Annotated in this window: 20 protein-coding genes; 10 read left to right on the top strand and 10 right to left on the bottom strand. The window is 68.6% G+C overall.

The genetic code is table 11. The features are described 5' to 3' along the window. Window positions 1–10: 10 nt before the first annotated feature. Window positions 11–328 carry a hypothetical protein gene (locus ACIP5Y_RS14225; protein WP_400350261.1) on the bottom strand — a complete coding sequence of 106 codons (318 nt, stop codon included), beginning with the start codon at window positions 326–328 and terminating at the stop codon, window positions 11–13. 41 nt (window positions 329–369) lie between these two features. Beyond that, a complete protein-coding gene (locus ACIP5Y_RS14220; protein WP_400350259.1) occupies window positions 370–525 on the bottom strand; it encodes a hypothetical protein in 156 nt (51 codons plus the stop codon). 171 nt (window positions 526–696) lie between these two features. Here ACIP5Y_RS14220 and ACIP5Y_RS14215 point away from each other — a divergent pair, with 171 nt between their 5' ends. Continuing rightward, on the top strand, window positions 697–1329 hold the full coding sequence (locus ACIP5Y_RS14215; RefSeq protein WP_400350258.1) for a TetR/AcrR family transcriptional regulator: 633 nt from the start codon (window positions 697–699) through the stop codon (window positions 1327–1329). On the opposite strand, the gene ACIP5Y_RS14210 is transcribed toward ACIP5Y_RS14215, so the two are convergent. Next, the gene (locus ACIP5Y_RS14210) at window positions 1289–2374 is read right to left on the bottom strand and encodes a YncE family protein (RefSeq protein WP_400350256.1); all 1086 of its coding nucleotides are present in this window, start codon (window positions 2372–2374) and stop codon (window positions 1289–1291) included. The genes ACIP5Y_RS14215 and ACIP5Y_RS14210 overlap by 41 nt on opposite strands. Before the next feature lie 66 nt (window positions 2375–2440). Between ACIP5Y_RS14210 and ACIP5Y_RS14205 the strand changes: the two genes are divergently transcribed. Then, window positions 2441–3364 (top strand): LysR family transcriptional regulator, encoded by a 924-nt coding sequence (locus ACIP5Y_RS14205; RefSeq protein WP_400350255.1) that lies wholly within the window; start codon window positions 2441–2443, stop codon window positions 3362–3364. 14 nt (window positions 3365–3378) lie between these two features. On the opposite strand, the gene ACIP5Y_RS14200 is transcribed toward ACIP5Y_RS14205, so the two are convergent. From ACIP5Y_RS14200 to ACIP5Y_RS14190, 3 genes are all read right to left on the bottom strand, one after another. Beyond that, entirely contained in the window at window positions 3379–4272 is an 894-nt protein-coding gene (locus ACIP5Y_RS14200; RefSeq protein WP_400350253.1) for an RNA polymerase sigma-70 factor, read from the bottom strand. 83 nt (window positions 4273–4355) lie between these two features. Next, window positions 4356–5042: a CPBP family intramembrane glutamic endopeptidase gene (locus ACIP5Y_RS14195; RefSeq protein WP_400350251.1), complete on the bottom strand. Its 687-nt coding sequence runs from the start codon at window positions 5040–5042 to the stop codon at window positions 4356–4358. Between the two features lie 56 nt (window positions 5043–5098). Next, window positions 5099–5353: a hypothetical protein gene (locus tag ACIP5Y_RS14190; protein WP_400350250.1), complete on the bottom strand. Its 255-nt coding sequence runs from the start codon at window positions 5351–5353 to the stop codon at window positions 5099–5101. A gap of 80 nt (window positions 5354–5433) precedes the next feature. On the opposite strand from ACIP5Y_RS14190, the gene ACIP5Y_RS14185 reads away from it, so the two are divergent. From ACIP5Y_RS14185 to ACIP5Y_RS14175, 3 genes are all read left to right on the top strand, one after another. Next, window positions 5434–5859, top strand: a complete 426-nt coding sequence (locus ACIP5Y_RS14185; RefSeq protein ID WP_400350247.1) for a MarR family winged helix-turn-helix transcriptional regulator — start codon at window positions 5434–5436, stop codon at window positions 5857–5859. Between the two features lie 286 nt (window positions 5860–6145). Continuing rightward, window positions 6146–6826 (top strand): GNAT family N-acetyltransferase, encoded by a 681-nt coding sequence (locus tag ACIP5Y_RS14180; protein WP_400350246.1) that lies wholly within the window; start codon window positions 6146–6148, stop codon window positions 6824–6826. A gap of 190 nt (window positions 6827–7016) precedes the next feature. Then, complete coding sequence (locus ACIP5Y_RS14175; protein WP_400350245.1) at window positions 7017–7544, top strand: hypothetical protein; 528 nt, start codon at window positions 7017–7019, stop codon at window positions 7542–7544. A gap of 7 nt (window positions 7545–7551) precedes the next feature. On the opposite strand, the gene ACIP5Y_RS14170 is transcribed toward ACIP5Y_RS14175, so the two are convergent. After that, window positions 7552–8031, bottom strand: coding sequence for a hypothetical protein (locus ACIP5Y_RS14170; protein WP_400350243.1), 480 nt, complete (start codon window positions 8029–8031; stop codon window positions 7552–7554). 143 nt (window positions 8032–8174) lie between these two features. Here ACIP5Y_RS14170 and ACIP5Y_RS14165 point away from each other — a divergent pair, with 143 nt between their 5' ends. The 4 genes from ACIP5Y_RS14165 to ACIP5Y_RS14150 all read left to right on the top strand — a co-directional run bounded on the left by ACIP5Y_RS14165 (window position 8175) and on the right by ACIP5Y_RS14150 (window position 15419). After that, complete coding sequence (locus ACIP5Y_RS14165; protein ID WP_400350241.1) at window positions 8175–12059, top strand: BTAD domain-containing putative transcriptional regulator; 3885 nt, start codon at window positions 8175–8177, stop codon at window positions 12057–12059. A 128-nt stretch (window positions 12060–12187) separates the two neighbouring features. Continuing rightward, window positions 12188–12820 (top strand): CHAP domain-containing protein, encoded by a 633-nt coding sequence (locus ACIP5Y_RS14160; RefSeq protein ID WP_400350239.1) that lies wholly within the window; start codon window positions 12188–12190, stop codon window positions 12818–12820. A 157-nt stretch (window positions 12821–12977) separates the two neighbouring features. Then, window positions 12978–14366, top strand: a complete 1389-nt coding sequence (locus tag ACIP5Y_RS14155) for a hypothetical protein (RefSeq protein WP_400350237.1) — start codon at window positions 12978–12980, stop codon at window positions 14364–14366. 327 nt (window positions 14367–14693) lie between these two features. Continuing rightward, on the top strand, window positions 14694–15419 hold the full coding sequence (locus tag ACIP5Y_RS14150) for a DUF1906 domain-containing protein (RefSeq protein ID WP_400350236.1): 726 nt from the start codon (window positions 14694–14696) through the stop codon (window positions 15417–15419). 67 nt (window positions 15420–15486) lie between these two features. Here ACIP5Y_RS14150 and ACIP5Y_RS14145 read toward each other — a convergent pair whose 3' ends face one another. Together ACIP5Y_RS14145 and ACIP5Y_RS14140 are read right to left on the bottom strand one after the other, a co-directional pair. Further along, entirely contained in the window at window positions 15487–15861 is a 375-nt protein-coding gene (locus ACIP5Y_RS14145; RefSeq protein ID WP_400350234.1) for a hypothetical protein, read from the bottom strand. A gap of 101 nt (window positions 15862–15962) precedes the next feature. Continuing rightward, complete coding sequence (locus ACIP5Y_RS14140) at window positions 15963–16721, bottom strand: hypothetical protein (RefSeq protein ID WP_400350233.1); 759 nt, start codon at window positions 16719–16721, stop codon at window positions 15963–15965. 331 nt (window positions 16722–17052) lie between these two features. On the opposite strand from ACIP5Y_RS14140, the gene ACIP5Y_RS14135 reads away from it, so the two are divergent. After that, window positions 17053–18273, top strand: coding sequence for a mannosyltransferase (locus tag ACIP5Y_RS14135; RefSeq protein WP_400350231.1), 1221 nt, complete (start codon window positions 17053–17055; stop codon window positions 18271–18273). On the opposite strand, the gene ACIP5Y_RS14130 is transcribed toward ACIP5Y_RS14135, so the two are convergent. Further along, window positions 18215–18508 (bottom strand): 4a-hydroxytetrahydrobiopterin dehydratase, encoded by a 294-nt coding sequence (locus ACIP5Y_RS14130; protein ID WP_400350229.1) that lies wholly within the window; start codon window positions 18506–18508, stop codon window positions 18215–18217. The genes ACIP5Y_RS14135 and ACIP5Y_RS14130 overlap by 59 nt on opposite strands. Window positions 18509–18522 lie beyond the last annotated feature (14 nt).

The following is an 18522-nucleotide window of genomic DNA, read 5'->3' as shown; positions in this document are numbered from 1 at the left end:
GGGGGCTCGGTCAGAGCCAGTCGTCGTCCTCGGAGCCGCTGTCGTCGAAGAGGGAGCCGAGGAGCATACCGCCGGCCAATCCTCCTGCGGCGCCGAGGACTACGTCGCCCATTCCGGAGCCGCCCGCCCGGCGGTCGGGTGCGGGCTGCGGGGGTACGGGCTGGGATTGGGCGAGCAGTCGCTGCTGGCAGCCGGGGCAGACGGGGATGGGGCGGGTGACGCCGTACGGGGGCTGCCAGGCCGCCATGGCGAAGGCGGCGCCGTGGGTGGGGTCGAAGAAGCAGGCGGGGACTGCGTGCTGCGCGGGGGAGTAGGTCGGCGAGGTCATGGCTTTCCTTGTCTGCTCGATGTTTTCGATGTCGGTGGGGGTCAGCGCCGGACTCGGCGGACGAGGCGGGTCCAGCGGATGCTCAGTTCGCCGCGGCCGGCGCGGCGGATCCAGCGGGCGACCAAGGGACCGTTGGCGGGCTCGGCCGGTTCGCGGTGGGCGTCGTAGGCGGCGGTGGCGGCGTTGATGGTGGTCATCGGTGGCTCCCTCGTCTGTGGGGTTCTTGCGATGCCACCAACCTAAAGTCGGTCGATCGACTAAGTCAAATGACCAAGTAGTGATGTGGATCACTGTCGACTTTTGTGTATGCCCTGACCTGCCGTTAGTATTCGGTCAATCGACCGACTCAGTCAGCGAAAGGAACCCTCGTGGCCCACACACCGGCGGCCGTACGACGAGCCCAGATCATCCGGGCCGCGACCACCGTGATCGCCCGCGATGGCGTCGCCGGCGCGACCACCCGCCGCATTGCCGCCGAGGCGGGGCTGTCCCTGGCCACCCTGCATTACGTGTTCAGCACCAAGGACGAGATCCTCGCCGCGGTACTGGCCTCGCTGATCGAGGACGATCAGCGCGGCAACGCCACCATCACCGCGCACCTCGACACCTCCGTGGACACTCAGCGGCTGACCCTGCCCGAGGTGATCCACCAACTCGTCCGGACCGCCTGGGACGTGGCGAGCGCCGATCCCGCACTGGCTCGCGTCGAGCACGAACTCACCCTCTACGCCCTGCGCACTCCCGAAGCCGCACACCTGGGGCGCGACCTGAACAACTATCACCTGGACGCCACCGAGCAGATCGTCGACCGGACCATGGAGCACACCGGCCACGAGTCCCCGCGCCCCGCCCGGGAACTCGCCCACCTGATCAACTGCGTGATGGACGGAATCCTGTTGGATCACTTGGTGAATCCCGATTCCGCCCTGACGGACCGCAGCCTCGCCAACCTCTCCGACGCTATCCTCGCGCTGGTTTCGCCACCGGTGCGGGTGGGATGAGGGCGAGGCCGTGCGCGCCCTGGTTGGGGATCGTGCGGTCGGGGGAGAGGTGCTCGCCGCGGTCGACCACCAGGGTGGTGATCACCTCGTAGGTGTGCAGGTCGGCGACGGTCACGGTGCCTGATTGCAGGTTGGCGACGAAGGCGGTGGCGGCGTCCGCGGTGGCCGTGACATTGATGGGGCCCAAATCGATCGGCACTTCGCCCAGCGGCTGGTAAGAGTTCGCGTCGAAGATCGCGAGGGATCCACCTCGACTACGCGGCTCGCCGGTGGAATCGAAGCTCCCCCAGACGGTGGGATCGGTTGTGCCCCATTGGCCTACGAGCAGCTTGCCGTCGCTGGTGACGTGGACCGGGCCGGCCGCGGCGGTCAGCGGGATACTGTGGACGATCTCGTCCGTGGCGGTGTCGATGACCTCAATGGTGTGGGCGCCCTCGGCGAAAATTGTTGGAGTGGCGACGAATACGCGAGTGCCATCGGGGGAGACCGCGATTCCCTCGCTGCCCGGCACCGCGATTCGGCGCGTTTCGCCGCTGGCCGTATCGATCACGGAGACGTAGGGCGTCTGCTTGTTGGCGGTGTACGCCTTCCGGCCGTCCGGGGTGAGAGCCGCCGAGTGCGGGACCGGTGCTTCGGCGGAGAACCGGGCGGTGATCTGCCCCGTCTTCGGGTCCAGTGCGAGGATGCCGCCGGGACCGGCGGGGCCTTCCTCGACGCTGACGAACAGCGTTCCGGTGGCCGTATCCAGGTGCATTGCGTGCGGTGCGTGCTCGGGGCCGATATCGATGACGTCGGCGATTTCATGGGTGTCGACGTCGATCACCGAGATCTGGTGGCCCTTCGCCTCGTGTACGAGGTAGTAGCCGTTGCTGTAGGTGTGGCTGGCGTAGAGCATGCGGCGGTCCGGGTCGAAGCACAGTTCGTGACCCTCGGGCAGCACGTCGATCAGGTGGGTGCGCTCGCCGGTGGCAAGGTCGAAAAAGCTTACGGTGCAACCACTCTGACTCAAGACCGCCAGCTGGGTTCCGGATGTGGAAGTTGTCATGAGACGATTCTGCGAGCCGACCCGATGATCGGCAATGCCAAGATCGGGCACGATACTTTCCAGTAGATGGAATCGGGAAGGGACGCCGTCGTGGAGAATCTCGACCTGAACCTGCTGGTCGCCCTGGATGCCCTGCTGGACACCGGCAGCGTCACGCTGGCCGCGGAACGCCTGCATTCCTCGCCGCCCGCCATGAGCCGGTCCCTCGGCCGATTACGCCGGGTGCTCGGCGATCCGCTACTCGTACGGGCGGGCCGGAATCTCGTATTGACGCCGCGCGCAGTCGAATTGCGCGGTGAGGTCGCGGGTCTGCTGCAACACGCTCGCACGCTGCTGACCCCGCACGGCGGGCCCGATCCGGCCGCGCTGGAACGGGTTTTCGCGATCCAGGCCGCGGATACGGTGCTCGCCGGCATCGTGGGCCCGCTGCTCGCCACGGTGCGCGCGGAGGCGCCGAGCATCGTGCTGCGATTCCTGCCCGACAGTCTGGAGGGCACCCCGGCCTTGCGCGACGGCCGGGTCGATCTGGAGATCGGCGTCATCGACCATGCCGACCCCGAGACGATCGTCGAACCGCTGGCCGAGGTGGCCATGCTCGGGATAGCGGCCGCCGGGCATCCGTTCACGACCGGGCCGGTCACGCCCGAAACGTATGCTGCGGCAGCGCATCTCAGTGTGTCCCGGCGGGGCCGGCTACGCGGGCCCATCGATGAGCGGCTCGCCGAACTCGGGCTCTCCCGGCGGGTGGTCGCCACCGTCCCGAACTACGCGGAGGCGATGATCGCCGTGCGGGACAGCGAACTGGTCTGCCATACGCCCGGATTTCCGGATGCCTCGATCTCGGCCGGTACCGGCATCTTCCGGATCCCGCTCGACCTGCCGTCCGCCGAGATGGCCATGGCCTGGCATCCCCGGCATCACGCGGATACCGCGCACAGCTGGTTGCGGGCCCGGGTCCGGGCGACCGTCGAGGCGGCGCTGACCGCCTAGGACCGGGATCCGGCTCAGCGGTGCAGGGTGGTTTCGAAGTCCATGTGCGACAGCTTCTCCGGATTGCGGACGGCGTAGAGCCCGGTGATGAGGCCGTCGTCGATGCGGAGCGCGATAACGGTGTCGACCTCGCCGTCCTCGCGGAGGACCAGGGCCGGGTAGCCGTTGACCAGGGCCGGTTCCATGGGCAGGGCGGCCATCCGGCTCTGCTGGACGGTGAGCAGGCGGGCGATCCGGGTCGCGCCCGAAACCGGCCGCAGCAGCGCCTGTTTGATGCCGCCGCCGTCGCCGAGCAGCACCACATCGGGTGCGAGGATATCGAGCAGGCCCTGCATGTCGCCGGTTTGCACGGCCCGCTGGAAGGCTTCGAGCGCGCCCTGGGTTTCGGCCTGGGAGGGGAGTCCGCGCGGCCGGCGGGCGGCGATATGCGCGCGGGCGCGGTGCGCGATCTGGCGGACCGCGGCGGGCGTCTTGTCGACGGCCGCGGCGATTTCGTCGTATTCGAGTGCGAAGACCTCGCGCAGCACGAACACCGCTCGTTCGGTCGGTGCGAGGGTCTCGAGCACGAGCAGCATGGCCATCGAGACGTTCTCGGCGAGCTCGATGTCCTCGGCCACATCGGGAGTGGTCAGCAGCGGTTCGGGCAGCCAGGACCCGACATAGGACTCCCGGCGCCGGCCCAGCGAGCGCAACCGGCTCAGCGCCTGGCGGGTGGTGATCTGCACCAGATAGGCCCGCTGATCGCGCACGGTATCCTGCTCGACGCCCATCCACCGCAGCCAGGTCTCCTGCAGCACGTCCTCGGCGTCGGCGGCCGAGCCGAGCATCTCGTAGGCGACGGTGAACAGCAGATTGCGGTGCGTGACAAAGGCTTCGGTGGCGGGGTCCGGCCGGTGGTCATCGCTCATCACTGCACTCCGTCTCTCGCATCGCTACTGTGTCGGCCATTGGACGCCGCCCGGCGCCCGTTTGTGACAGGTGCGCTCGGTGATTACCGGGCGGCCCGGGGCAACTGCGGAATCGCACCGCGCGCGGGCACCGCGCCGTGATAGAAGTACCGCCCCAATCCGATCGAGAAGATCAGCATCCCGTACACCGAATGCTCCACGGACGCGGTGAACAGCGACTGGCTGGTCAGGTATCGCGCCGCGAAGATCCAGCCCCCGACGCCGCTGGCCGCGACCGAGACCCAGCTGCCGAAGATGATGTGCACGTAGCCGAAGGCCGCCGCGCTGGCCGCCACCAGCCCGGCGCCGTCCCCGAAAACCGGTGCGTACCGGTGGAACAGGAACGACCGGAAGACCAGCTCCTGCGGGTACACGCTCAGCATCGGATACAGCACCATGACCGCCAGCCACAGCCACGGATTCCGCCGCGGCAGGTCGAACAGGTCCTCCCGGCGCAGCAGCGCGGTCGCCGCGGTCAGCGCCAGCCCGTTCGATACCGCGGTGACCGCCATCGATCGCGCCTGCGGCCGCAGGGCTTTCGGCCGCCACAGCGACTGGCGGTCGAAGCCGTCCGACCGCCGCAGGTACACGGTGGCGCCCGCGGCCAGCGCGAGCAGTATCGGAATCGGCGGCTTCCCGCGCATGTAGGCGTTGTATGCGGTGGTGCCGCCGAAGAACAGGGCCGCATACTCGGCGGCGAGGTAAACCCGCCGCCACCGTCGAATCCGCATGGCCACACCCTAGTTTCCGGATGCCGGGTGTGCCGGGTTCGGTGCTCGCGGCAGGGTCAGCCCTGTGGCGCGTGGTGAGGATCCTTGCGGCGCACGGTGATATCGAAGCCCGGGATGGGTACATGGCGTTCGCGGCAGCGGGAGCAGAGTGGTTCGGGCTGGTGGCGGGTATCGATCATCCATCGCGAGCAGCGCCGGCACACGGTGGTGGTCGGCGGGCTGGAGAGGTCGGACAGGCCGATTGCCAGCATGGCGACCACGGCGGCCAGGGCCACCGCGGCCGCGGAGAAAGCCAGAACGTCCAAGACCATGGAACTTCACTCCTCCGGGCGAATATCGCACTACGATACTTAAATATCGTAGTGCGATACGAGCAAGTAAGGTTTCGTCCGTGTCAAAGCTGACCCCACGCGACTACACCACGCTCCTGACGTTCCGGACCGCGCTGCGCCGGTTCGAGCGCTGGAGTGAGGAACAGGCGCGTCGGGTCGGTCTCACGCCCGCGCAACATCAACTGCTGCTGGCCATCACGGGTCATCCGGACGAGCGGGAGCCCACCATCGGCGAGATCGCCGACCATCTCTCGGTGCGGCATCACAGCGCGGTGGGTCTGGTGGATCGCGCCGTCGAAGCGGGTCTGGTCGAACGCGTCCGGGACGAATATGATTCGCGCGTGGTCAGATTGGCGGTAACCCCCCTCGGCGAACAGCGCCTGGAGGCACTCAGTGAACTGCATCTCGCGGAGCTGGGCCGTCTCGCTCCGATACTCGATCATCTGACCGCGAGCCTGCCCGTCTCGGATACCGCCGGCACGTAGCGCCGCCGGGTTCGTACACCCCCGCGTGGCGATTGCCATGCATTTGCTGGAACCCATCCCCGACCGGGGCGAATGACCTTCTGAAACACGCCATCGCGACGCGCGGCGTGGAGCATGAAATTAACATTCCGCCTGCGGTGCGGTGCGGTGCTGTTCCGCTATCGTTCATCCATCTATCCGATGCTGCTACTGGCGCGCCAGGGCTGGTTCGTCGAATCCGGAGTAGGTAGCCGGGCGGCAAATGCCTGACGCGGGCCCCCGACCGTCTCCGAAAGATCGAGGGATCGTGCCTGTACCCGTAACTCTCGCCGGTCGCCTGGTGCGACTGGAACCCCTTGCGCCGCAGCATGCTTCGGGTCTCGCGGAGGCAGCGGCCGGGAATCGTGACGATTATGCGTTCACGCCCGTCCCGCACGGAGTGGACGAGGCGCTGGACTATGTGGCGCAAGCGCTGGCCGGCCATGCCGCCGGCACGTCGCTGGCCTTCGCCATCATCGCCGTCGCCAGCGGGCGGGTGCTGGGGTCCACCCGGTTCACCCGATTCGACTATTGGCAGGGGCCCGTGGTGTGGCCGCTGGTGCACGGAATGCCGGCCGAGGATCCATTGCTCGCGGTCCCGGATGCGGCCGAAATCGGAAATAGCTGGCTGTCCCGTGGGGCGCGTGGGGCGGGCATAAACCTGGAGTCCAAGCTCCTGCTGCTGCAGCACGCGTTCGATGTGTGGCGCGTGCGTCGCATTGCCATGCGGGCCGATGTCCGTAATGTCCGTTCTCGCATGGCAATCGAACGCCTCGGCGCCACCAGCGACGGGGTCCGCCGGGCCCACTCCCGCGGCCTCGACGGCGAGGTCCGCAGCACGGCCTTCTACTCCATCCTCGACGAGGAATGGCCGGCCGTCCGGGTCACCATCGAAGGACAACTGGCGGCCCTCCCGGCCGGCACCGCCGATCGCTTGATCGACGCCTAGCGGCGCGCCGATCGACGGGCGGGCCGACGGACCGATCGGGGAAGACCGATCGGTCCCACTCATGTTCGGCGACTATAATTCCCGATGTTGCACAGGTCGGCGCCGAGGAGATCGATCCGAGTCGGGTGACTCGGCGGCCGGCATGACCTCGGATATGAAGCCAGCAACCCTTCCTCGAAGGATCAGCCGCATGCCCGACCCCATGCACACCAAGGTCTGCCTCGCGAACATCATGTCCGGATCCCCGGTCCTCAGCCTGTTCCTCGTCCCCGAACCACGCGTCCGCGGCGGCAGCGTGCTGCACCTGCTCGAGCAGGTCCCGCTGTCGGCCCGCCGGACGCCGCGCGCCGATCCCGCCCTCGTCTCGTGGCTGCAGGCGCAGCACACCTCACCGGCGATTCGCACCCGGTATCTCGCCTTCCGGCCGGGCCTGCACGACCCGCATCGGGCGCACGCGATCCTGCACGACCACTACATCGCGGACACCGAACCACTCGGCCTGGACACCGACGACCCCGACGAGATGACGCGGCTCGCGCTGCTGCCCGAACACTGGCTCGGCGCCCGCCGGATCGACGACTTCCACGACCACGCCGTACGCGCCGCCATGCTCGCCGTCTACCGGCACTTCGGGGTGGACCGGCGGATACCGCTCATGTACCACGGCTACGCCGAACCGGAGGACGGCTGGTTCGAAGTGCCTGCGGCGCAGGCCTGATCACTCGCTATTCGAAGGGCACGAGGGTCAGCAGCCACCACGGCCGCTGCGGAGACTCGAACAGGAAGGTCTGCACGTACAGCCGCACTTCCCGGCGCGTCTCCGGCTCGTGCATGAGCACGGTCCGCTCCCGCGGGGCCTCCGCGCCCTCGTTCTCGTTCCACAGCCGATCCCATTCGGGGGAGCGGCGGCACAGGTTGAGGATCTCCTCGATCCGCGCCGGCGCGACCCGGCCCGGCGCCAGATGCCGGAACGTCGAGACCATCAGCTGCGCCTCGAATTCCCAGTCGCCCAGCCGATATCGGGCCATCGGATCGAGCATGATGCCGGTCATCAGGTTCGCACCCGCGCCGGTACCCGGGAAGATCTCCACGAACGCCCTGTTCGCGGCCACCACGTCGAAGGCCGCATCGTGCAGGCAGGCCGGATGCGGAAGGCTGTGCAGCACCGCGAGATCGGCAGCCGGTGGAGCGGAGGGGTCGAACACCCTGTGCAGTGTGCTGTATTTCTCTTCGGATCGACTTCGTATCGAGTTAAGCCGGATCACAAGTGTGGTCGCTCTCGCAGAATTTCTGCCATATTGATCCTGTTCGGTTTGGTTCGAAAGTGGTTCGGGGGTCGTACGGCGCCATGGCGGTCACACGGATCGGGGTGCTGGGCCCGCTGCACATCAGTATCGACGGGCAGCGCGTGCCGCCCGGAGCTCCGATGCAGTGTGCGGTGCTCGGCAGGCTGGTTGCGGCGGGCGGGCGGGTCGTGCCCACCGAACGACTCATCGACGATCTCTGGCACGGCGATCCGCCCACCAAAGCCGTTGCCGCCCTCCAGGTCTACATCCACAACCTGCGGCGGGTCTTCGAACCCGACCGGCCCCGGCGCGCCCGCTCCCGCGTCATCGTGTCCGAATCCCACGGGTACGCCCTGAATCTCGAACCCGAACAGGTCGACGCCTGGCACTTCGAGCAGCTCCTGCACGGGCACGAGGCCACCATGCGCGACCCCGCCGGGCGACCCGACCCGATCGAGCAATGCCGGGTACTGGACGCCGCCCTCGCCTGCTGGCACGGCACCGCCTTCGAATCCTTCGCCGGAATGCCCTGGGCGGCACAGGAGGCCGCACGCCTGATGGCGCTCGGGCTCACCGCCGCCGAACTGCGCGCCCAGGCCGCACTGGAGATGAACCGGCCCGCCGAAGTGGTGCTGGCCCTGCGGCCCATCTTCGAGGAGTACCCCGGACGCGAGGAATGCGCCCGGCTGCTGGCCGTCGCCCAGTATCGGCTCGGGCAGTCCCTCGACGCGCTCGCCACCGTGCGGCACAGCCGGGAATTCCTCACCCTCGAATTCGGCGTCGACCCCGGACCCGGACTGCGCGACCTCGAACACGCCATCCTCACCCACTCCGTGGACACCGAGGCCCCCGTCGTCTCCGTGCCCATCCCGGTCGAGATCCGCCGACCCGAACCCGCGCACACCCCGGATCCCGTGCCGGACACCGGATACGCCGCCCAGCGCGCCGCCCTGCTGGCCGCCGCCGAGGGCGCCGCGGCCGGCCAAGCCCGACTGGTATGGCTGGCCGGGGAAGCCGGAGCCGGGAAAACCACACTGGCCGCATCGATTACGGGACAACTCGCCGAAAGGTCCTGGACCACGGTGTTCGGGCGCTGCCCGGAGGTCGAGGGCGCACCGCCCGCCTGGGCCTGGGCCGAAGTGCTCACCGGGCTCGACGCCGCCGATCCGGAAACCTTCACCGCCGCAGACGCGTTCACCCTCGCACGCCGCGTGGTGCGGTCCTGCCGGGAACGCTCCGCCGACGCGCCCATCGTCATCGTGCTCGAGGACGTGCACGGCGCCGACACCGCCACCCTGCAGGTCCTGCGGCAGGTGGTGAACTGGCTGCGGGACCGGCCCATCCTCATCATCGCCACCCTGCGCGGCAGCGAAGCCGCACCCGGCGTGCGCGATACGGCCGCCGCCCTGGCCCTGTTCACCGCCGACCGCATCGAACTCGACGGCCTGGACCTGGCCGGCACCCGCCGCGCCGCCATGGCCGCCGGACTCACCGAGGTCGACGACCGCACCGTGGCACTGCTGCGCCGCCGCACCGGCGGCAATCCGCTGTTCGTCCGCGAACTCGCCAAACTCGTTGCCAGCCAGGGCACCACCGACGGCCTCCCCGACAGCGTCCGCGACCTACTCGGCCGCCGCATCGCCGCCCTCCCCGCCCCGGTGATCGAACTCCTCCGCGAAATGTCCGTCTGGGGCGAGGACACCGACATCACCACCCTCGCCGCCTCCGCCGGCCACACCCCCGACACCGTCATCGACCTCATCGCCACCGCCGAAACCGCCCGCCTGCTCCGCGCCGAACGCAGCGGCCGCATCACCTTCGACCACGCCCTCGTCCGCGAAGCCGTCTACTACGACATCCCCCTCCTCCGCCGCACCCGCATGCACTGGTCCGCCTTCGAATTCCTCTGCCGCACAATGGGGGACACCACGCCGGTGGCCACCGACCCCGCGGGCACGCCACCCGGTAGCGACCGCGTCGTCGCCGCGCTGCGCGGCGCGGACGAGGTCGCCGCGGCCACCGGCACCGCGCCGTCGAATGTTTCCAGCGGGCGGAACCAGATCGTTGCCGCGCTGCGCGGAGCCGATGAAGTCGCGGCCGACCCGTTCGAACCCGCCACCGCGGCCTCGGATACCGCCGCACCGTCACCGGATGGCGCATCCACCGCGCCGGCGGGATGGCACCCGCTGGGCGGGCTGGACATGGTGGCCGGTGACCCGAATGGCCCTCGCAGTGCGAGTCTTTCGTCGCCGGCGGGGTGGCACACGCTGGGCGAACCGGACACGGTGGCCGGTGACCCGAACGGCCCTCGCAGTGCGAGTCTCTCGACGATCGACGCGGTGATCCCGCCGGATGAGCCGGAAGCCGTACGGCAGCAGGCCCATGCGCCCGCGGTCGCGCGGAGGACAGGCGAAGCGGTGGGAATCTCGGTGCGAGGACGGGATATCGACGCCATGGCGCACCATGCGGCGCTCGGGGCGGATGCCGGAACCGCCGTGGTGGCCTTGCGATTCGTGCGCGCGGCGGCGTGGCGGTGTGTGGAGCGCCGGATGCGGGCGGATGCCGTGCGGCGGTGGCGGTCGGTACTGGCCTTGCACGATATGGCCGGGCATACCGCGGCGACGGCCGAGCGGGCGGATCGCATCGCCCTGCTGGAGGCGCGGTGTGAGTTGGTGACCGCGCTGGCTTACGACGGGCAGCATTTCGCAGCCCGGGCCGCGCGGGAGCAGGCCCTCGATCTGGCCGAATCACTCGGGGGCACAACGCTGCTGGCGCAGGCGGCCACCTGCTGGCCGACGCCGCTGATCTGGTCGGTGCACGACTGGCACACACCGGATCCGCGGATCCGGGAGCCCTTGCGGATCGCGCTGGCCGATCCCGAACTGCCCTTGACCACAAGGATTCGCGTGCAGGTCACGAGGGTTTTCGATCGGGCGCTCGACGATCCGGCGGGTGCGCGCGCCGCCGCGGACCTGGCCGTGGAACTGGCCGAACCGCTCGGTGACCCGGATCTGTTGTGCACGGCCGTCAATGCGCAGGCCTTCGCGGACTTCGCGGCGCGCGGGTTCCTGCGCGCGCACGAGCTGCGCGGTCATGCCGGTCGCCTGCTGCGCCTGGCCACCGAGGCCGGGCTCGACGAATTCCGGGCGCTCGCACACTATCTGCTGTTCCGCGCCACCCTGGCCGACGCCGATCTGACCGCGGCCGCCGAACACGCCCGCTGCGCAGGCGAATACGCCACCGACGGTCAGCTCCGGCACCTGCTCGACGCCATCGCGCCGTTCGGGATGGTGCTGGAACTGTTGCGCGGCAATACCGATGAAGTGCTGCGACTGCTGGACCGCGGATCGCGGGACGCCGCCGGGATCGTCGCCCATTCGGAGGAGGGCGCGGCCGAACCGTCACGCAATCCCGATGCGCTGCACATCGGCGTCGCCATCTCGCTGGGCTGGCTGCGGAACGACCTCTCGCCGTTCGCCGAGGACCTGCGCGAACGCGTCGCGCTCAAACCCGAACTGTTCGTCTTCGGCTACGCCCTGTCCCTCGTGCATGCGGGACAACCGGATACGGCCCGCCAGGTACTGGCCGCGGCGCCGCCGATCGCCCCGCAGTTCTGGTCCACGTTCACCGGGGTGCGCGCCCGCCTGGCGATCACTCTCAACGAACCCGAGGACGCCCGCGCCATCTACGCGGACCTGCTGCCTTATGCGGGCACCGTATGCGGGCTGGAGACCGGTGCCTCGTCGCTGGGCCCGATGGACGAGATCCTGGCCGAACTCGCCGACTACCTCGGCGACCCGGGCCGGGCCGCGGTCCATCGGGAGGCCGCACAGCGACTGCGGGAGCGGTTGCGGGAGGACCTCACCCGGCTCACCGCCGGCCCGGTCCTGATCGACGCCGGCCAGCTCGGGCCCGCGGGTCGCGCCCGGCTGATCCGGCGGCTCTGAACCGCCCGTGTTCCAAGCCGCTGCCTGCCCGTATCCGGTCGTGGGCGGCGGCCCGGGAACTCGCGACCGCGCTCGAACGTCGAATGAGTGGGGGCCGACGTGCGGCCGGGAGAACGGGGAGGAACCGGATGAGCGTGCTGGAACAGGAGACCCAGCGGGAGAGACCGCGCCGACGCCACCGTTTGCGCTGGACCGCGCTGATCGTGGTCATTGCGGCGGTAGCGGTCGGCGGCGTGGTGGGAATGCGCTGGTGGCAAAGCAGGTCGGCAGCCATTGTGGGGGAGCGGGAACGCAGCTTTCCGGCCGTGGACGAGTCACGGCTGAACGACACTCAGATTCGTATTGTCGACACACTGAAGCGCGAATTCCAGGCGCAACCGCCCGGTACGAAATACGCCGAGGGCAATGCCGAAGCCTGGTGCGCCGACTTCGTCAGCTGGGTCATGCGGGACGCCGGGCAGCCGCTGTCCAATCCGAATTCCGGCTCATGGCGGATTCCCGGTGTCTACACGCTGGAGACGTACTTCCGGGGACAGAATCGTTTGCAGGAAGCGAACTCCGGATATCAGCCGCGCGTAGGGGATGTTGTGCTGTACGGTGACGCCAGTCCGTTCCATCAGCACACGAATATCGTTGTGGCAGATGACGGGAACACCCTCACTACCGTGGGTGGGAATGAAATGGGCGAGGTCAGGATCCACAAGTACCGGATCGCCGACATTTCCGGACTGGCCGGCTACGGCGTTTTGGGAACACGCTGATTCCACATTCTGGAAACACGCGGGGTGGAGGGTGGGACTCAGCCGATCTTCCGCCTACGATGGGTTTCGGCGGTGCCCGGCAGCATCGCCGATCGATCCCTGTCCTGCTGCCCCCTCATCGGCAGGACAGGGGTCTCCCGCCCGACGAAAGTAGCTGATGACGTCGTCCGACCATCCGACCTGGATCGACTACGCCGAATTCGGCGAGCGTTTCGTGGCGGCGGCGGTCACCGAATCACGCATCGAACAGGCGGTCGCCGGCGTCGCCGGACGCGGTATGACCATCGGCCCGTTCGGTATCGGCCCCGCGGGCCTGGCCCGCTTCGTGGCCAAGGGCAGTATCGGGAAACCCACCGTGATCAGGCGCGGGCCACACGTGCACTTCGATGTCATGCTGCCGGTCAAGCTACGCGTGGACGTCACCCTCGGCGGACAGCGATTACGCCTGGAAGCGGTCGTGGAAATCGACCTCACCATGCACGCGCGCACCGCGGACCCACTGCTCATCGTCATCGACATTCCCCCGGTCACCGGCCGTGACGTCAGCTTCGTCATGCGAGCGCAGGCCATCGGCACCGCCTGGGAACTGCTGCTCGACCCCATCGCCGTCCTGGTGCAGCGCGAGGTCGCCAATCGCATCAATGCCATTCTGGCGGACCCGGATTCGCAGCGCGGACGCACCTTCGACGTGGAAGCCATCCTGAACGGCACCGAGTCGCCCTACCGCGGCCGGCCCACCCACGAATGGATCGGCTACGACGAGTTCGGGCACCGCTTCTTCCGCCGCATCGTGACCGTCGACCGCGTGCAGGAAGTCGTGGAATCCCTGGCGGGCAAGCCGATCGAGGTCGGACCGCTGCGCACCGGACCCGGTAACAAGGCGCAGGTGTCCGTGCAGGGCGCCGTGCGACTACCCCGGATCACCGAATCCGGCCCGGCGAAGTCGAAGCCGGAAACCCCTGCGCCGCCCCGGATTGCGGAGGTGCGACCGGCAGCGGATCGGCAGGCCGGCGTGAATGCCGTTCCGGGCGGCGGCGATTCCGCTGCCACGCGACCGGGCCTTGCGGCCGCACCGGCAGCGCGGACCGCAGAGTCCGGCAATGCGGGGGAGCAAGTGGGCACCGCGGCGAGTGGATCGGCCGGTGCCGCGGGGCAGGCCGGCAACCAGGGCGCAGCCGCGATCGATGCCGACGCGGCCGCGGACGCCGGGCTGGTGCGGTTCGATCTGACGATTCCGGTGAGCCTCGACATCACCGTCGATGTGCTGCAGTCGAATCGGTACAAGGCCGAGGTGGAGGTGCCGGTGGCCCTGACCGCGCGGGCGGCGGATCCGCTGCTCATCGTGATCGACGCGGTGCCGCCGCGGGCCGAGGATATCGCGCTCGAGATGACCGCGGAGGGCTGGCGGGCCGCCACCCTCGGCAAGGTCGCCGGGATGCGCAAGCAGATCGCGGCGCAGGTGGCGGCGGTGGTGCGGCGCGAGGTTGCCGACCCGTCCCGGCGCACCATCGACGTCGCGGCGCGCCTCAACGGCACGCGGGTCTAGAGCACGGGAGACCGGGGTCCGGGGCGTCCGCGCCCGGTCACTTGCCCGGCATTCGCTGACATTTCGGTTCGTCCGATTGCGTCTCTGTGGGACTCGTGGTGACTGTGGGCCCTGTGAGCCTGGCGATTCCAATGTGAATGTGGTGAAATGGGGACGCGTTAGGGCTCCCGGCGCACTGATGATCCTGCTGTCCCGTAGCTGATCTTGATCATCGGGGAAGGTGCGCCGGGCACGCCGCATGTAGATCCAACCGGTTGCGCGAGGTTTTCACCTCGTCGTCTCTCGACCGGCAAGTTCGACCAAGCGAGTGTGCGAAGGAGTTCCGTAGTGCGTATTTCCCATGTCAGCCGGCGGGCGTTCCTCACCGGCACCGCCGCTGTCGCAGCCGGTGTCGGCGCCGGGCTCACGCTGCCGGCCGGAACCGCCTCCGCCAAACAGACTCTCGGCACCCTGCTCGACTACGCGCAAGGCGTGCCCAGCGCCCAATCCATCAGCGGCGACGGCCATATGGGCGTCATCCGCTACGTCTCCGACCGGCGGCCGGGCGCGGAATGGATGGAGGGAAAACCGCTGCTCGCAAGGGAAGTCGACGCGCTGCGCGCGGCCGGGCTGAGCGTCGTCTCCTGCTACCAGTTCGGCAAGGGGCCGACCGCGGACTGGCGCGGCGGCTTCGAAGCCGGCGTCAAACACGCGACACGCGGTCTGCTGCTGCACAAGACGGCCGGCGGACCGGACAGCGCACCGATCTACGCCTCCATCGACGACAACCCCGGCGACGACGACTTCGACTCCATGATCGAGCCCTACCTGCGGGGCTGGGAGACGGTCATCGGACATGGACGCACCGGCGTGTACGCCAACTCGCCCACCATCGACTCGATCCGCGATGCGGGCCTGTGTTCGTACTTCTGGCAACACAATTGGGGCTCGCCCAAGGGCTATGTCCACCCCGACGCCCACCTGCACCAGTTCGAGATCGACAAGCGCTCCCTCGACGGCGTCGGCGTAGACGTGAACGCCGTACTGGCGCCCCAGTACGGCCAGTGGTGGTAAGCCGACCTCTCGGAACTCTCGAGCCCGCTGCCCGATGGGCAGCGGGCTCGAATGTAGAAAAAGGAGATCAGGTCTGGCAGTGGCAGGTCGGGTCGTTCACGAGGTCGGGTTCCTCGGGGACGACGCGGAGGGTGAGGCGCGGCATGCGGTCGTCGGGATCGTCGTAGTCGCGGCCCTCGCCGAAGGCCTGGCGGTCACCGGCCCACGAGAACATGGACCAGCGGGACAGCCCCGAGAAGGCCGAGCCCAGACTGGCGAACGAGGCCGAGGAGATGATCGAGCCGAACGAGCCCGCGGACCCGATCGACAGCACCGAACCGACGCTGCCGATGGACAGGATCGAATAGGCCGAGCCGATAGACAGAATCGAACCCTCCGAGCGGATCGAGAGGATCGATCGGCGCGATTGCAGTCCCCGCCAAGAATTCTTCACAGCGGCCATGGTTCCCGGTCTACCACAGGAACCGGGGCGGGGAAATGATTTGGCCCCCATCCATCCCGGCCTGTCGCCGGGTGGATGGGGGCCGGAAATCCTGGTTACCGTCAGGCGACGGTGAAGAAGCCCATGGTCGGCAGGAACGAGCAGGTGATCGGCTGCGAAGCCTCGTCCGCCTGCGTGGTCAGCGACCCCGAGACCAGCGCGACGACCCGGCCGGACCCGGTATTGGCGATGGCCGACAGGGTGGCCGGTCCGCCCGGGTTGATGTGGGCGGCGTCGGTGAGGTCCATGGTGCCGGTCGCGCGCGTGTCCAGGTTCAGCCACTGCACTGTCATGGTCGGGTTCTGCACCGGCGTCGGGCTCTTGGTGCCCAGTGCGGTGAACACGAATCCGGCCTGTCCGGCGGCGGGCCCGGGCGGCGGCAGGGTGGCCGGACCGGGGACCGCGAGCGCGGTGCCCACCGAGTCGGCGGTCGGGCTGATGCAGCCCTTGCCGATGGTCGGCCACAGGAACTGGGCGATGACCGGTCCGTTCTTGGGGAGGTCCGGGCCGCCGCCGTTGCTGCCGTCGAGGAAGGCGATGATCGCGTTCAGCGTCGTCTTCACCTGCGGGGGCAGGTTCAGAGTGGAGAGGATCTGCTTGGCCTGATCGAGAATGGTCTGGCCGGGACCGGGCGCCGCGATATCGGCGGGGCCGGCGGCCGCACCCACGATGGCGGGGATCAGGGATGCGAGCGCATCGACCGGAACGCCCTCGGGCACGAGTGGGATGGACGACGAGACCTGCTGTGCCGGCGCGGGATTGGCGTTCGCCGCAGTGGGCACGACGACGGTGGCGCAGGCTGCCATGGCCAGCGCGGACATTGCGATCCGCGATCCTCGGGTGCGAAGCACTGGTGTAGCCGTCCTTACCATTCGGGTACATCTAGTGGCGATGGAGTCATCGCTCCGCGCCACTCTAGGGACCGGGCTGCCCTGTTGTACAGCCACAGTGTGATCTTGCAGTCCTCCATCGCGTCACGCTATCGAACGGTCGACCGGAATTGGTGTTACCACTGTGGTCAGTGATGCAAATGTTACAGCCGCGGGTCCGCGCCGCCTCGCGCACTCGCCGGTGCTATTACCCTGATACGCGTTCCGCTCGCCCGCCGGAAATCCGGCCGGTTCCTCCGCCGCCTCTCTGAAAGTCCGCGCCGTGAATCGACACCTCCGTCTGGCCGCCTGGGCTCTCGGCATTTCGGTGCTGGCCCGCCTGGCGTGGGTACTGCTGTTGCCCAATGGCATGAACTTCGTGGATCTCCATGTCTACGTGGACGGTTCGGCGAATCTCGGCAGCGGGCACCTCTACGACTACACGGATTCGAGCAAGACCCCCGACTTCCCGCTCCCGTTCACCTATCCGCCGTTCGCGGCCTTCGTCTTCTATCCACTGCACTTCCTGCCCTTCTCGGTGGTGGCCGTCGGCTGGGTGCTGGCGACCGTGGCCGCGCTGTGTGCCGTGGTGTGGCTGACGCTGGAGATGATCGTCGGGAAAGACGCTCTGCGCGAACAGGGTTGGCGCACCGTGGCGGTCTCGTGGTCGGCGCTGGGCCTGTGGCTGGAACCGGTGCGCTCGACGCTCGACTACGGCCAGGTCAATGTCTTCCTCGTATTGCTGGCCCTGCTCGCGGTGCGCAGCACGAAATGGTGGGTATCCGGCACGCTGGTCGGCGCGGCCGCCGGCGTCAAACTCACCCCCGCCGTGACCGGACTGGCCTTCCTGGCCTGGCGGCGCTGGGCGAGCGCGATCTGGTCGGGTGTGGTCTTCTTCGGCACCATCGGGCTCACCTACCTGATCTCGCCGGGGGAGACCCGCAAGTACTTCGAGGAGCTGCTCGGCGACGCCAATCGGATCGGCCCGGTCGGCTCGGCGACCAATCAGTCACTGCGCGGCGCGCTCAGCCGCTTCGCCGGCCACGATGTGAAATCCGGGCCGGTGTGGCTGGTGGCCGTGCTGGTGACGGCGGTGCTCGCGTACTTCGCCTGGCGCACACTGCGATCCGACGATCGGCTCGGCACCCTGCTCATCGTGCAGTTGTTCGGGCTGATGCTGTCGCCGATCTCCTGGTCGCACCACTGGATCTGGCTGCTGCCGCTGATGCTGTGGCTGGTGTACGGCCCGCTGCGGAAGGCGCCCGGCGCCCGCGTGCTGACCGGCTTCTGGCTGGTCGACACGGTGATCGGGGTGCCGTGGGTGCTGGGGTTCGCGCAATCGTCCATCTGGACCATTCCGCGCCCGGCCATCCTGTCCTGGCTGGGCGCGGTGGACGTGTTCGGTGTACTGGTGACCTTCGCGTGGTTGATCTACATCGGCAGGCTCAGCTCTGCGCGGACAGCCGATCGATCTCCCGAGCCAGTGCCGCATCCAGTCCGGTGAGACCACCGGCGGAATGCGTGGACAGGGTGAAAGTGATTCGCCGCCAGCGAATGTCGATATCGGGATGATGATCGGCGGCTTCCGCGGCCTCGGCGACCCGGCGCACCAATTCGATTCCGGCGAGGAATGACGGCGCCTGCACGGTGCGGCTGATGCTGTCGCCGGTGCGGGTCCATTCGGGCAGATCGGTGAGGGCCTTGGCGATTTCTTCTTCGGAGAACGGCGCGCTACTCATGCTGCCGGTTTACT

It is taken from the genome of Nocardia sp. NPDC088792 (assembly GCF_044750615.1).
Classification (GTDB): Bacteria; Actinomycetota; Actinomycetes; order Mycobacteriales; family Mycobacteriaceae; genus Nocardia.
The sequence above is the reverse complement of the archived record's forward strand: the minus strand, read 5'-3'. Positions and strand labels throughout refer to the sequence as shown.

Bases quoted from the DNA above. Each gene is read 5' to 3' on its own strand.
- ACIP5Y_RS14225 (WP_400350261.1), bottom strand. From the start codon at position 328: ATGACCTCGCCGACCTACTCCCCCGCGCAGCACGCAGTCCCCGCCTGC.
- ACIP5Y_RS14220 (WP_400350259.1), bottom strand. From the start codon at position 525: ATGACCACCATCAACGCCGCCACCGCCGCCTACGACGCCCACCGCGAA.
- ACIP5Y_RS14210 (WP_400350256.1), bottom strand. From the start codon at position 2,374: ATGACAACTTCCACATCCGGAACCCAGCTGGCGGTCTTGAGTCAGAGT.
- ACIP5Y_RS14205 (WP_400350255.1), top strand. From the start codon at position 2,441: ATGGAATCGGGAAGGGACGCCGTCGTGGAGAATCTCGACCTGAACCTG.
- ACIP5Y_RS14200 (WP_400350253.1), bottom strand. From the start codon at position 4,272: ATGAGCGATGACCACCGGCCGGACCCCGCCACCGAAGCCTTTGTCACG.
- ACIP5Y_RS14195 (WP_400350251.1), bottom strand. From the start codon at position 5,042: ATGCGGATTCGACGGTGGCGGCGGGTTTACCTCGCCGCCGAGTATGCG.
- ACIP5Y_RS14190 (WP_400350250.1), bottom strand. From the start codon at position 5,353: ATGGTCTTGGACGTTCTGGCTTTCTCCGCGGCCGCGGTGGCCCTGGCC.
- ACIP5Y_RS14175 (WP_400350245.1), top strand. From the start codon at position 7,017: ATGCCCGACCCCATGCACACCAAGGTCTGCCTCGCGAACATCATGTCC.
- ACIP5Y_RS14165 (WP_400350241.1), top strand. From the start codon at position 8,175: ATGGCGGTCACACGGATCGGGGTGCTGGGCCCGCTGCACATCAGTATC.
- ACIP5Y_RS14160 (WP_400350239.1), top strand. From the start codon at position 12,188: ATGAGCGTGCTGGAACAGGAGACCCAGCGGGAGAGACCGCGCCGACGC.
- ACIP5Y_RS14155 (WP_400350237.1), top strand. From the start codon at position 12,978: ATGACGTCGTCCGACCATCCGACCTGGATCGACTACGCCGAATTCGGC.
- ACIP5Y_RS14145 (WP_400350234.1), bottom strand. From the start codon at position 15,861: ATGGCCGCTGTGAAGAATTCTTGGCGGGGACTGCAATCGCGCCGATCG.
- ACIP5Y_RS14140 (WP_400350233.1), bottom strand. From the start codon at position 16,721: ATGTCCGCGCTGGCCATGGCAGCCTGCGCCACCGTCGTCGTGCCCACT.
- ACIP5Y_RS14130 (WP_400350229.1), bottom strand. From the start codon at position 18,508: ATGAGTAGCGCGCCGTTCTCCGAAGAAGAAATCGCCAAGGCCCTCACC.